This window comes from Aliinostoc maniaoense (assembly GCF_058172895.1).
Window position 1 is genome coordinate 2,716,686 of record NZ_CP187952.1, and the last position, 13,340, is coordinate 2,730,025.

At 40.8% G+C, this 13,340-nt stretch carries 10 protein-coding genes and 1 tRNA gene; 5 read left to right on the plus strand and 6 right to left on the minus strand.

What is annotated here, in order from left to right:
- Nucleotides 1-245: 245 nt before the first annotated feature.
- Complete coding sequence (locus tag ACPZ3T_RS11975; RefSeq protein ID WP_490276510.1) at nucleotides 246-1,628, minus strand: proton extrusion protein PcxA; 1,383 nt, start codon at nucleotides 1,626-1,628, stop codon at nucleotides 246-248.
- A 93-nt stretch (nucleotides 1,629-1,721) separates the two neighbouring features.
- Between ACPZ3T_RS11975 and ACPZ3T_RS11980 the strand changes: the two genes are divergently transcribed.
- From ACPZ3T_RS11980 to msrA, 3 genes are all read left to right on the plus strand, one after another.
- Nucleotides 1,722-3,914 (plus strand): recombinase family protein, encoded by a 2,193-nt coding sequence (locus tag ACPZ3T_RS11980; protein ID WP_490276512.1) that lies wholly within the window; start codon nucleotides 1,722-1,724, stop codon nucleotides 3,912-3,914.
- A gap of 261 nt (nucleotides 3,915-4,175) precedes the next feature.
- Nucleotides 4,176-4,835, plus strand: coding sequence for a PEP-CTERM sorting domain-containing protein (locus ACPZ3T_RS11985; RefSeq protein WP_490276514.1), 660 nt, complete (start codon nucleotides 4,176-4,178; stop codon nucleotides 4,833-4,835).
- Nucleotides 4,836-5,259: 424 nt separating this feature from the next.
- The gene (msrA, locus tag ACPZ3T_RS11990) at nucleotides 5,260-5,931 is read left to right on the plus strand and encodes a peptide-methionine (S)-S-oxide reductase MsrA (RefSeq protein ID WP_490276516.1); all 672 of its coding nucleotides are present in this window, start codon (nucleotides 5,260-5,262) and stop codon (nucleotides 5,929-5,931) included.
- A 7-nt stretch (nucleotides 5,932-5,938) separates the two neighbouring features.
- Here msrA and mazG read toward each other — a convergent pair whose 3' ends face one another.
- Together mazG and ACPZ3T_RS12000 are read right to left on the minus strand one after the other, a co-directional pair.
- On the minus strand, nucleotides 5,939-6,766 hold the full coding sequence (gene mazG / locus ACPZ3T_RS11995) for a nucleoside triphosphate pyrophosphohydrolase (RefSeq protein ID WP_490276518.1): 828 nt from the start codon (nucleotides 6,764-6,766) through the stop codon (nucleotides 5,939-5,941).
- Nucleotides 6,741-7,352 (minus strand): metal-binding protein, encoded by a 612-nt coding sequence (locus ACPZ3T_RS12000; protein ID WP_490276520.1) that lies wholly within the window; start codon nucleotides 7,350-7,352, stop codon nucleotides 6,741-6,743. The genes mazG and ACPZ3T_RS12000 overlap by 26 nt, the downstream gene beginning before the upstream one ends.
- A 105-nt stretch (nucleotides 7,353-7,457) precedes the next feature.
- Between ACPZ3T_RS12000 and ACPZ3T_RS12005 the strand changes: the two genes are divergently transcribed.
- Nucleotides 7,458-7,530, plus strand: a tRNA-Val gene (locus ACPZ3T_RS12005).
- Nucleotides 7,531-7,668: 138 nt separating this feature from the next.
- Here ACPZ3T_RS12005 and ACPZ3T_RS12010 read toward each other — a convergent pair.
- Genes ACPZ3T_RS12010 through ACPZ3T_RS12020 form a run of 3 tightly spaced genes read right to left on the minus strand, consistent with a single transcriptional unit; the run spans nucleotide 7,669 to nucleotide 12,897 of the window.
- Nucleotides 7,669-9,057: a TniQ family protein gene (locus ACPZ3T_RS12010; RefSeq protein WP_490276522.1), complete on the minus strand. Its 1,389-nt coding sequence runs from the start codon at nucleotides 9,055-9,057 to the stop codon at nucleotides 7,669-7,671.
- A complete protein-coding gene (locus ACPZ3T_RS12015; protein ID WP_490276524.1) occupies nucleotides 9,047-10,198 on the minus strand; it encodes an ATP-binding protein in 1,152 nt (383 codons plus the stop codon). Before ACPZ3T_RS12015 ends, ACPZ3T_RS12010 begins: the two co-directional genes overlap by 11 nt.
- A 2-nt stretch (nucleotides 10,199-10,200) precedes the next feature.
- A complete protein-coding gene (locus ACPZ3T_RS12020; RefSeq protein ID WP_490276526.1) occupies nucleotides 10,201-12,897 on the minus strand; it encodes a TnsB C-terminal domain-containing protein in 2,697 nt (898 codons plus the stop codon).
- A gap of 173 nt (nucleotides 12,898-13,070) precedes the next feature.
- Here ACPZ3T_RS12020 and ACPZ3T_RS12025 point away from each other — a divergent pair, with 173 nt between their 5' ends.
- Nucleotides 13,071-13,331: a helix-turn-helix domain-containing protein gene (locus tag ACPZ3T_RS12025; RefSeq protein WP_490276528.1), complete on the plus strand. Its 261-nt coding sequence runs from the start codon at nucleotides 13,071-13,073 to the stop codon at nucleotides 13,329-13,331.
- Nucleotides 13,332-13,340: the final 9 nt, after the last annotated feature.

A 13,340-nucleotide genomic window follows, 5' to 3' on the forward strand; every position in this document is an offset into this window, starting at 1 on the left:
TGTAGAGACAATGACGCAAAATTATTGTTAATAGTTCCAATAGGATAAGCTGTTAAGCATTGAATTTACAAATTGAGGATACAGGGAAGGAACACGGAGCAAGGCAAATACAGCAAATATCAATTGATACCAATTTCATGAAAAGTAGAGGCGTTGTATACAACGTCTCTACAACAACTTGTAGGGAAGTAGTTGGGTTAGGTGGCGTTGAACCCACGTCAAATTAAATTATTTTACTGTTACCGTTACTCATTCATATTACGGTATGTAGCGACTGCGGAAGGTGATATACGATTGAGGTAACGGAAAATCCAATATTTAAAGATAGTATCTAAAATTACGGGAAAAGTAGCAATAAATAAGAAAATGAAGTCTCGGTTTGCTGGTAAACCCCAGTGACGAGTCACACCCTCTAAGATGACTTCCCAGCCGTGCGGAGAGTGAAAGCCTACGAAAATATCAGTAAATAAAATAATAATAAATGCCTTAGCACTGTCACTTAAACCATAGACAACATTATCAAAAAAGTCTTTTAGCACCATAATAGAAGGTTTGCTGACGATGAGCAACCAAATGACGGCAGCCACAGAGAAAATATCTGCAAAAACATTTTTAATAGCATTAGCACTTTCACGACGAAACTCTTCGGCTACCTCACTCGCTTTTTCTTTCATCCGAATTTCTACTTCGGCGGGTGAAAGAGGAGGTGCATTGCTAATTAAGTTTTCAAATTTAATTTTTTCTTCAAATCTTTGTAGTGTTAATAGTGCTTCTTCTTCCATTTCTTCATTCAAGAAAATTTGCTCGGCTTCAGAAGTTCTGAAATTATCAACAACTGGCCCTACAACTAATGCTTTTGATAACTGATGGGTGAGAAGAGGTATGATAATAAGTAGTAAAATAAATCTAATGGAAATAATTGTTCTCCGTTGTGCTTGCCGGAAATTCTGCACAACATCTTGTTCAGCATTAGGGTCTAATTCAATTTGTAAACGGCCAATAGTACTGAGGATAGAACGGGGTAAAATACCCATTGAGTCAGCTTTTGCGCGTTTTTTGGGACTTGCATCTGTATTTTTTCTGCGATTTTCTGGTGGTGATGTCGGTGCATAGATGCGTTCTACTAAATCATTATTTTTAGATTTAATAATACCTGGAGTATTGCTTAAGGATGGTTGATCATTGAGATTTATTTGATGGGAAATAATTGGAGATTCTGGAGAAAAAGTATCTGGAGTTGCGCTAGTATATTTTGATGTAACATCATCAATAAAATTTAATTTTTCTAAAATAACTGTAGGATTCAGATACTCTATGCCTGTTTTTTGGGCAGCTTTTTGATTAGATTCATTGATAACCCACCGACTAAATTGAAATTCTGTGAGACGCATCCTGACTAATTTTAGTTGTTGCTTCAGGTCAGATGCAAAATAATCCATTACACTACTACTATAAATAGACGAAGTGAAATCTATTGCATTACCATGAAAATATTCATCTTCTATAGATTTAATTTTTAATGCTGCTTTATAAGCTTCTTCTAAAGAACGTTCTGGCGTTTGTAGATACCAGCGATAAGCAGACAGTAAAAAGGGATAAATTTTTTGGTTGAAAATAGAATTGTTCATTGTCGGTGATGTTGCAGGACTATATATTATGTAGTGATTATTAACTTTAAATTAACGCAAATTATTATCATAAATCTGCTAAGGAGACCGTTGGTGAGTTTTGATTCTATTTGGGTTGTTGGTAATAGCCGTAGTGGTAAGACTAGCCGATTAGTGGAGCAATTCGGGAATTGGGTACAAAATGATCAACAAATGTATGAATTATTTTATACTAAAAAAGCAAAATTAAAAGCAAGCACTTACACGCCTTCATCTTTATTGACGCAACAGGCAAAACCAGGAGTTTTGGTTTTAGGGGCTAATGATGACAATCGCCGAGAATTAGGTGATAAAATTGTTACTAATACTCAAGGAAAGTATCCAGTTCGTGTCAGAACTCCATTAGGTTTTTTTCAAGATGATGTAATCTTATTTTGGCCTTTACTGATTCAATCGTTGAATCTAAAAGCACAATTTCCTGTAAGATTGCGCCCAGAAACGGAGCAAGAACTAGCTACTAAACTCTGGAGAACAGAGTTAAATGAAGACATATTAAGGCGTGCGGGGGTAAATGAGTACCGGTTAGTCAGGCGCATTTTAGATTTAATGCAATTAGCGGCTTACAGTGGCACACGTTGCGAAGATATTGCAGAAATTTTGCAAACAGGTTTAGGAGAAAATAACCCGAATCTAGAGCCACAATTTATGGCAAATTTGCTCTTAGATTGGCGTAATTGGTGTTTAGAGAGAGGATTACTCACCTATGGCATGATTACCGAACTCTATAGTCAATATTTATTAACTAACGAGAATTACCAACAGTACTTAGCCAATCGTTATCAAGCAGTTTTGGCGGATGATGTGGATGAATATCCTGGTGTGGTGCGTGATTTGTTGGAGTTGCTATTAGATCAGGGAGCAGTAGGTGCGTTTAGTTACAATCCTGATGGGGGTGTAAGATTGGGGTTAGGGGCAGATCCTGATTATTTGGCAGGTTTAGCCAAACGTTGTCAAGTGGAAACTTTAGGAGGATATGCGGTTGACTCTCTAGCCAATAGACTAGCTGCGCCAATGGTGGAATCACTGACTACACCGATGGTATTATCAGATTTACCCACAGTAGTGCAGTCCATCCAAACGACTTCTCGTTCCCAGTTGTTGCGACAAACAGCAGAAGTCATTGCCAAGGCAATTAAATCTGGAGAAGTAGCAGCCCAAGAGGTAGCTATCATTGCCCCTGGTTTAGATGCGATCGCTCGTTATACCCTAATAGAGATCCTCACTAAGCAAAATATCCCCGTCGAATCACTCAATGATCAACGTCCCCTCATCAGTTCACCTGTGATTCGGGCATTACTGACCATGCTAGCCTTAGTTTATCCTGGGTTGGGCAGATTGGTAGACCGGGATGCTGTGGCCGAGATGTTAGTCATCCTCAGTACAAAACCAGAACCCGTAGAAATTTCTGCCCCATCCCCTACACTGCCATGTAAAATTGACCCAGTCAGGGCAGGATTAATAGCAGATTACTGCTTTGTTCCCCATCCAGAACATCCCAACTTATTACCAGTCACAGCCTTTGAGCGTTGGGATCGGATTGGTTACGCGGCAACTACCGCTTATACTGAGATTTTACAGTGGTTAGAACAACAGCGATCGCAACAAGAATTACGTTTAATTCCCAGCCCTATTTCCCTTTTAGACAGGGCAATTCAACGTTTTTTGTGGAATGGTAGTAACCTTCCCTATGAACAACTAGCCGCACTGCGAGAATTACTAGAAACTGCTCAACACTACTGGGAGATTGATACTAGGTTACACCAAACAACACCCCAGACTCTAGACCCGATCAATCGCCTCTCGACAAAGCCGATTGAGGAGTTCATTCAATTACTACGACGGGGAACAATTACCGCCAACCCCTACCCTCTACGTTCTCTTGGCAAAACCAAGCAGGCTATCACCTTAGCAACTATCTTCCAATACCGTGCTAGCAGAAGGTTTCACCGTTGGCATTTTTGGTTAGATACAGGTTCACCCCTATGGGCAAAAGGTGGGGCTGCTACCTTGTTTGGTGCGCCGTTTTTCTTGCAAGATAGACTAGGGCAACCTTGGACAGCAGAAGATGAGAAACTAGCAGAAGAAGCCAGATTACAACGGATTTTACATGATTTGCTATCCCGTGCATCTGAAAGAATTTACTTGTGCCATAGCGATTTAGCCGTGAATGGACAAGAACAACTAGGGCCATTATTGCCGTTAGTTCATGCTTGTATACCCTTGGATTCCCAGACTGTTGCCATTTGATTAATAATTTCATCGTATTTTTACTTAAAAAATACTTTAAATATAAACTTTTTACAAATCCTACTTGTAAAAAATAAGATAATAGCGTTGAATCACACCGCATTCATGAGGCTGAATACGGTGTGATTTACTGACCACGATGGGGTATATACTGATTGATTTTGCTTAAGTAAGGTATTTTTAGCATACCAAAACTAGTAGATACCGCTTACTGCAAATCATCAGTCTAATAACTGTTTATTTCACTCAACTTAGATGATAGTGCAAACTTTCAATATTGTCAAAAAAATATCCGTAGTGGTTGCAGCTTCTGTAATTGGAGCGATCGCCACCCAAGACAGAGCATCAGCTCTTGCCATTTACCTGGGAAACGGAATTAATTGGCCTGAGGTTGCTTCTCAATATAGCTACACTGAAGGTAGTATCTCTTTGACGGCTACAGGAAGTTTACAAAGTGGTGCTACGAGCAACGTTTATCGTTCAATATTAGGTCTAGGTGTGACAAAAAAAGTTCTCTTTGATGGAGACAACAATCAGATTGATGGAGTAGGAACTGATGAAACACTCAACTTGACTTTTAACCAGTCTGTTACTCTACTCTCTGCCACCTTTGCTAGAGTTGGTAAGGATGACAGTTTTAAACTAGTAGTAGATCAGGGAAAATTTGTTCTGTCCTCTGATATTCCTGGAGGTAACTCTTCGGATTTCGACATTAGCAAATTCAAGTTTAATCCTGCTCCTACAGGCAAAATTTTTGGCTTCACCGTTAATGAAAAGGATGATGACTACTTACTCAAATATGTAGAAGTCGAGGCAGTACCTGAACCCATAACAATGGGAGGCTTAGCCCTAGGTGCAGGCTTTGGAGTATTCCTTAAAACTCGTTATTCCCAAAAGAAAAACGAACTAGAGAAGTCTTGATTCCTAAGTTTTGCTCAGACTCAATATCTCAATTAATATTTTTTGTTCTCCTGCTAGTTGCGCTACAAATGAAATTTCTATCCAAATTTCACAACTTGCTTTAGGTTAACCGATTCCTAAAGAAAAGTGGGGCATTGACTAGTCATCTATATCACGAAGCTAGAGTTTGGTTTTCTTGATTGATATACATAGGACTTACGCACTCACTACGAAAATAAAGCCCTTGAGATTCCTTCTCATAGACGCTGACAAATCCAAATTAATCGCCAGAACTACTAAAATATTAAGTAAAGTAACAATAGACCTCTTGCATAAATGCTGAACCTGTCATTTTGAGAAAAGTGAAACATCTCAAGAATGACACATCCCATTGCGGACTTTTGCAAAAGGTCTAATATCTATAAAAAAATCAGAGTTGAAATCAATGGCATTATTTGGATTTGGTAAAAAGTCGGTTATGCCTACTCCTGAGAAGGCTTTACCAGGCAGAACACAAACTATGCCCGTACCTGCCCATCACTACGTCAACAATAACCCCCTCAAACCACCTTTCCCGGAGGGTATGGAGCAAGCAATGTTTGGGTTGGGTTGTTTTTGGGGTGCAGAACGGAAGTTTTGGCAAAAAGAGGGTGTTTATACAACGGCTGTGGGTTATGCGGCTGGCTTCACACCTAACCCCACCTATGAAGAAGTATGTTCTGGCTTAACTGGACACAACGAAGTCGTATTGGTGGTGTTTGATCCTCAAGTCATTAGTTACGCCGAATTACTCAGAGTCTTCTGGGAAAGTCATAACCCCACCCAAGGAATGCGTCAAGGTAATGACGTTGGTACTCAGTACCGTTCTGGAATTTATGTTTATTCCCCAGCCCAAAGAGAACTAGCAGAAGCCTCACGGGATGCTTATCAAGAAGCCCTTACCAGTGCTGGGTACGGGCAAATTACCACAGAAATTCTTGATGCCCCCCCATTCTACTATGCAGAAGGCTATCATCAGCAGTACCTAGCGAAAAACCCCAACGGGTACTGTGGCTTAGGTGGCACAAATGTTTCTTGTCCTATAGGTGTGTTGGAATCAGTCAACAGTCAACAGTAACTCATTTCTATTCTTGAGCAAGTTGGGCTTTTGCTTGTTGCCAAAGAGTTTCTAACTCATCCAAACTGTAATCAGAGAGGGGGCGGTTAACTACTGCCTCCATTTTTTGTAAACGCTGGATAAATCGCTGATTTGTGCCTTGTAAAGCTGCACTGGGGTCAAGATTATACCAACGGGCTAACTGAATGACTGCAAACAACAAATCCCCTAACTCTGCTTGTTGGCGTTCTGGTGTTTCTTCGGCAATAGCCTGTTGAAATTCTTGTAATTCCTCATGGAACTTTGCCCACACCCCATCAATATTTTCCCACTCAAAACCCACCGCCGCCGCTTTTTGGGAAATCTTCATCGCTGCGGTGAGTGGAGGTAGAGTTCTGCCATAGCGGCTGAGTTTGGTACTGAGTTTTTGACTGTCTGGGGAGGGTTCACCTTTCTCTGCTGCTTTAATTTGTTCCCAATTTTGTCGCACCTCATCAACATTTTGTACCGACACATCACCAAACACATGAGGATGACGACGAATCAACTTTTGGGCAATACCTTGGGCTACCTCTTGCAGAGAAAAATCACCAGATTCAGTGGCTATTTGCGCCTGTAATACCACCTGTAACAGCAAATCCCCTAATTCTTCGGCAATATCTGCCTTTGTGCCGTTTTTAATAGCATCTACCACCTCATAGGCTTCTTCAATTACATAAGGTGTCAGGGTTTCTGGAGTTTGTGCCAAATCCCAAGGACAACCCCCATCAGGCGATCGCAATTTTGCTACTACATCAATTAAATCTTGCAACGCCGCCAAAGTTTCTGGATTATTTTGTTCTTTGTCCTTTGTCATTGACTTTTACTCCCTTGCTGACTTTGCGACGTGTAACTTTACGTTTCTTAATTTTGCCACTAGGAAGTATTCCCTTGAATCCCTGCTTGCGAAACCGTTTATAAGCCGAACCACCCCAATCACTCAGGGAATGACTCATTGCACCCAATTCTAAACCCAGAAATAAGGCAAAACATTCTGTAGTGTAACTGAATAGCGATCGCCCCACAGCTCCCTCTAAATCCTGCCATCTCACAGTTACATTTCCTAACTTTTCGACTACAGCCACCGTCACCAGTGCCACGACAGCCAGCACACTGCTGAGATAAACCACCCGCAGCGTCGTGCCAATAATTGGCCCATGAGATAAAAAAGAACGATGGCGCAGGCTTTTTTGGTACGGTAGCCAAATCCAGCGTAAAACCCCCCAGCGTTGATATTGCCGGGAGTATATATCTAAGTCAGGGCCGAACATCAACCCACCAAACATAAACCCACCAGCCACCAATAAAGTCAGATTGCCAGAGCGAGTCTGCCAAAAGGCCACACCCGCCACCATCGGCAACGCCCATAAAGTAATGCGATCGTGCGTTCGACCAGAGGGCATTTCTAGGTTCTCAAAAATATTTTAAAAATTTTCTTCAAAATACTAGCGCAATCAAAAATATTTTGCTATATTGTTTAATTGTGAGCGCAAACACAAAGCGCAAACGGGTGGTTAGCTCAGTTGGTAGAGCGCCTGCCTTACAAGCAGGATGTCACTGGTTCGAGTCCAGTACTACCCATTTTTACACCAACTTCAGGTGGGTGTATATGTGTGACTTTACCCATAACTTTGCCGCAACGGCAAGCTTATGCTTCCAATGAAGGGCGGCAAGCTTATGGTTCCAGCTTTTGAAGCGTACAGGTAAAACTATAACATCTTATAAACCAAATTCACGTCGTGCATTATTAAAAGCAGCGCGGACTTGTTTATATCTAAAACACCCTGGATTTGTAATTAATTCACAAACGCGAGCTTCTGTTGGATAGACACCCTGAGCATTAAGGCTAAGGACAATCTCTCTAACGTCATTGCACAGTTTTTCTATGCTTTTGAGACGACAAGCTTTATTGTAATCACGACATTTAGCAGAAATAGCACTACACAAATCTGGAAAGTGTCTAGAAATAGTTCTATTCTGATGACCTAACCGCTTTGCAACTTCTTCCATTGTTGGTGGTGGTTCTTCATTCGCTGCAAGTATTGCTAATAAAGCATCTCTGACTTTATGTTGGTCGAAAACTTTTGGAGATACCCTTGGTGTGCGAGAAAGTTGGAGGTACTTCTGCGAGATTTTTGTAAAAGATTTAGTGACTAGATTTTTTGGAGCAAGGAATTCTACCAACGATATCTCTAATTCGTAACAAATCTTCAGAAGTATATTTAGCTCTGGCAAAGTTTTAGTAGATTGCCACATCCACAAACTATTTCTTGGTACTCCAATAAGACGAGAAAATGCAGCTGCATTATTTTCTGCAACTTTCTCAATAACTAAATTTAACGATTTTGTAATGTTTTCTTTTGATGGGGCAAATTCAAAGCATTGAGCAGATGAAATTAACTCTCCTACAACATTGGCAGTCCAAAACTGCCACTCCAACTGTAATTTTATTGATGCTTCACCATCTGTAAATGTCTTAAGGTATTGATTTATGCCTAACCACTCTCCACACTTTGAGCAGTAACCAGGTCTTGAGTGCCAGCTTAATAAAGGTGATTGATGATTGCAGTAAGGACAAAGATCAACCAAGGGTTTTTGATGCTGAGGGCAAATTTTAATTAGGTTGATTGTCCAAAGCAATTGCTCATAAACTACCTGCCTATTTTGATGTTGCTCTTGATAACAAATTGGACACCAAGCTTTGTGGGTGCGAAATAAATTGCGTGGAGTCAAAATGCTAGACCAAAACAGCATGGTTAAAAAACGCAAGTCATCTCTAAGTGTCAACTTTTGTAACACTTGAACTAAATCTGCTGCCATCTCTCCCATGCCATTCAACGCTTGACTACGGTTGAATATTTCACGAAAACCTCGATTAGCTCCATTTTGGAAATATAGTTTATTGACAAGCGGAGCAATTTCTCTAGTCATCAATACCCCTGGGAGAACTCCATGCAGCTCTGCTATCCGTGCGATGTAACCTGTTAAACTCTCTATGTAAGGAGTCCCAAGACCTACAGGTTGAGGTTGATAGAGGCGACTACGTTGTGGAATTAATGGCTTTTTTAAATCCCAAGATTCGTATGTTTCTAATGCACTAGCTAACATCTTGCTGTACTCCAATGGGATCTCTTTTAGGTTTGCGTTTGCCAACCTTCCTTGGAGGAGGAGTAGTTTTTGGGGTTTCTTCAGGTAGCACAATTGGTTTTTCGCCAAGTCCTAATGCAGAGCGTAAGTTTTGTATATCTGTTTCTGTTTCAGATAATTGTTCTTCTCCCTCTTTAATTTCCTGAAACATTCTCCGACACTGAGCAACCGACCACGCACGTTTTTGTAAATCTTTGAGAGTGATTGTTGTTGCTTCTCGATCCAGAGCATCTTTAAGAGCGCGTGTTAACCAATTCTTCAGTATGCCAATACATCCTAAAGTACGTTTGTAAAAATATTCCCAATGATCAACTAAATTTAGAGTTTCTGCTAGTGGCATCTGCTGTTGAAAAGTTAACAATACACTCTTAAAAGCCTGTATATCTTCTGGACTATCAGCACAATAACGGCGAAAATGAATATCGACGCTACGACGCGAAAGTTGACCGCTTAAATTTCGGAATGTAAGTAGTTCATATGTTCCTAATAGACAGTGTAAAATCCCTGTCATATTTGCTAGAGATTTGAGGCAGTCTAATTGGTCTTGTAGCTTGTATCCGCTTGCCATCTTGCCAAAATGTTGTGCTTCATCTACAAAAAATACGTCTGGATGACGATGGATGAGAGCATTTTCTAAAGCTCTGCGTAAAGCAGGTGCAACTACTTTTGACTCAACATTAATTTTGCCAAAATTATCACGAGAGATACCACGCACACCGTAATCAAACTTGTGATCAATTAAGGGTTCTTCTAAGGCGATTAAGGCGCGTGTGTAGTAATCTTTCCAGTTGAAGTTTCTCGATTCTGGGGATACAGCTTCAATACCAACAACAGGAACATGACCACGATCGCTTTCCAGTAATGGTAATGCTAGTTCTGTTAATTTCTGCTCGACGCGGAGTCGCAAAGTTGTTTTCCCAACACCGCTAGGGCCATAAACAAAGATAAATGATGCCCCTGCGGGTTCGGCAATTGTTCGTATGAGAATGTCATAGACTTCTTTAAGCCGAGGATGCGCTACAGTGTAATTCTCAAAGTAAGCAAGCCTTTCTGTAGCAGGTAGTGTGAGGAGTTCAAGCGGAAATCCAGTAGATTTTGTCATAATTAAAACTCCTCATACACTACAAGTGTTTCTGGGATGATTGCTTCATCCTCATCCGCTTGAGTATCAGTATTTTCAAAAGGAACTTGAATAAGTTGTGGTTGTTCGTTAAGACTTGCTGTCGCTTTTCCGCCCTCAATTACTCTAAAGACTTCTTTAACTTCTGCATCATAGGAACGCTGTTGTAATAGAGCTTCTTGTGCCTCTACCGATGCTAAAAATTCTGCTAGATTCTTAGCTGAAACTTTAGATTGTTGTGCATGATTTGAGTAGCGTTTGCGTAACTCGGTACTAGCTAAGTTCAGTTCTTTTTCTGACCGACCTTGGAGTTCTGCATAATATTGAGAGATACACTGTACCCACTGTCCTCGAACAAAGGCGTAAGCAATACCAATATTCAACGGGTCGTATTTTATATACACGGAGGTATTTTCAATTTGAGGGTCGCGGAAACTATTAGACCAGTAGTAGATGGAGTTAATTTTTACGCCGCGTCCAACTTGAACTTTTGCTTTCCCTTTTGAAGTCGTAGATAGGGTAAGAATTTGAAAGTTTTCATCGTAAGGAATCATGCGGTGAATCCGACTGCCACTAATCGTCATACCCGCAGCAAACGCATCCCTCGGACTCTGGAAAAGTGCTGGATGTTCTTTTGTATCGTAAACTTCGTAAGCCCAAGCACAAAGATATTCATAAAGTAAACCAAGTGTCCATACAGCTTGATTTTTAGGGTTAACTGACTTGGTGACTTGGCGGACGTTACGAGTTATTTGCGTATTACCGAGTAAGTTATGCACAAATTGAGTATTGGAAGTTCCAAATAGGCGTTCGCAGACCGCACCGAAACGACCCTTAGCTGGCGGTCTTTGCTTTTTTGTAGATTCAAGAGTAGCTAGTAGTATTTCAAAATAACCGCCGTCAAACTCTGGGCCATTATCTATCACTACAATTTGGGGAATTCTACCGTGACGCTTGACACAAATTCTTAGCACCATTAAGCAAGAACGATATGAGGGTGAGTCAAACGTTAGGTAAACTGCCAGCAATCGTCGTGAGTAGGCATCTACGAGAAATGTAGCCCAAGGTCTGCCAAGATTGCGACCTGTACGAGAGCAAACTAGCTCTACATCTAATTTAGTATGGTCAATATGTCCGATTTCAAAGGGGCGATCGCCGTGTGTTGGGGTCGTTTGGGTAAGCTTCCAATAGAAGGCTTCATGCTGGTAAGCGGCGCGATGACCTTGGCGTTTTTTAGTCTGTTCGTAACCAGAACGGCGTTTTACTTCTTTAGTAAATGCTTTGTAACTCGGAGCAATTACACCAGATTGTTCGCAAGCTCGAACTAAAGCCCCGTGAACCTCCAACATTTTTTTTTGTTTCAGAGTTTCATAGTCTTCTAAAATAAATTTCTCCATAATGGCTAAGGTATCTTCGGGCAGCTTGCGCTGACGATTACCTTTGGCACTGCGATGGGACAAAAGCCCAATGTAGCCGCAACCGTATTTTTGAAGTGCAGTTAAATATTTAGCTTTCCAGTCACGAATGGTACGCGCTGATATTGTTTCGTTTTCTGGGGGATGAGCGTTTAAATAAGGTTCGATAGCTTTGTAGCGTTCAAGAGCTTCTGCTTGGTCTTCAGGACTAGCTTGATAAAATCGCTGCCAAGATTCTGTGCTAATGGCTGTTTTTTCTGGTTTTTGGAGACTTGTAATTTTTCCTTGGCGAAGCAGATTCTCAAATATAGCTTTTTTGAGTTCAATTAACTGATTATTTTCTGCGCCAAGTATAACCTCTGTTTCGCCAACATGGATGACATTTAAACCTTTGCCGTCCCAACTAAGAGGTGTTCCAGTGGCAATATTGATTACAGGAGAGATAGCCGGAAGATTTACACTTGGCTGCTCAACCATTAATCTATACGCACTGGCAGTTTGTTCGTCACGGAAGATTAGACATCTTTCTGGTTCAGCAAGTGGTGCAGCACTTAAATCACAATAGATTTGCTCTTGAGTAATTAAGATGTAGATATCGTCAGATTTGGCTTCTGTTTGCTGATGGAGTAATTCTGCTAAAGTGATTCCTGGTTGAGATGACACAATTGCAAGTAATGATTGAGCGATCGCTTCTTCCACTGCTAGGGATTTTGAGCGATAGTAATCTTCTAAAAATTGCAAATTACGTTGCAAAACCCAATTGATTTCCTTATCTGAGCGAATGTGGTAATAAAGCCCAAACTGGTTAGCATAGTCTTCTCCTGGCGGACAATGCCATTGATTATCTTCTTGAGAATAAAAGTAACGATTGGGGTTTTTTTCTGCTAGTTTTTTCAGATCCTGCTCAGTTTTACACTCTTCCCAACCAGCAGAATTAGTTCGGATGACAAAGAAATCTGGGGTGTGTAAAACACCTAATCTACGCCCGTTACTTGCTTGATAATCAAGTTTAATTTGTGGTGGTTGATCGTAGAATTCTAGAACGTCTTTATCGTGTTCTAACTGATAGATAATTGGCAGTTCAACCCGATGAGACTCAAATTGAATCGTGACTCCCATTTTGCGGCTAGGGTAGCGTCCCGAAACGTTCTTACTACCACCACCAACACGACGGGATGGCTCAGATGAGCGAACTTTCTCAATAATTTTTTGCCCTGCCTCGGATATTTGAAGGTGAGCAACCCACTGTTCAAATTGCTCTTTCATATAGTCCTTACTAAGCACTTTGCGCTTGATTCTATGAATCTATCAAAATAAGAGCATAGAGTTAGGAACTTGCTTGCCTAACTCTATATTACTTAACCTTATAACACTTATAGTGTGCAAAAGTCTACTGATAGTAGGTAGATTTAACAGCGATACTGGTTCAGTATTGTTTCGTGACACAGAAACACTTCAGTATTGAGTACCGCTTTGGCAAAGCAATTAGGCGGCGAAGGCGAGAGCTAGATTTATCCCAAGAACAACTGGCTGAAAAGTCAGGGCTTCATCGCAATTACATTTCAGGTATCGAAAACGGAGAGCGTAACCCTTCGTTAAAAAATATTGTTAAGTTAGCGGCAGCTTTGGAGATTTCTGTCGCTGATCTCTTTGTTAATTACGGTATCGAGGTTAAGAGTGAATCGGAAACTAATTCCTGAAATTTGGCT

Coding starts and splice junctions, on each gene's coding strand:
- msrA (WP_490276516.1), top strand. CDS start 5,260: ATGGCATTATTTGGATTTGGTAAAAAGTCGGTTATGCCTACTCCTGAG.
- ACPZ3T_RS12020 (WP_490276526.1), bottom strand. CDS start 12,897: ATGAAAGAGCAATTTGAACAGTGGGTTGCTCACCTTCAAATATCCGAG.
- ACPZ3T_RS12000 (WP_490276520.1), bottom strand. CDS start 7,352: ATGCCCTCTGGTCGAACGCACGATCGCATTACTTTATGGGCGTTGCCG.
- ACPZ3T_RS12010 (WP_490276522.1), bottom strand. CDS start 9,057: ATGTTAGCTAGTGCATTAGAAACATACGAATCTTGGGATTTAAAAAAG.
- ACPZ3T_RS12015 (WP_490276524.1), bottom strand. CDS start 10,198: ATGACAAAATCTACTGGATTTCCGCTTGAACTCCTCACACTACCTGCT.
- mazG (WP_490276518.1), bottom strand. CDS start 6,766: ATGACAAAGGACAAAGAACAAAATAATCCAGAAACTTTGGCGGCGTTG.
- ACPZ3T_RS11975 (WP_490276510.1), bottom strand. CDS start 1,628: ATGAACAATTCTATTTTCAACCAAAAAATTTATCCCTTTTTACTGTCT.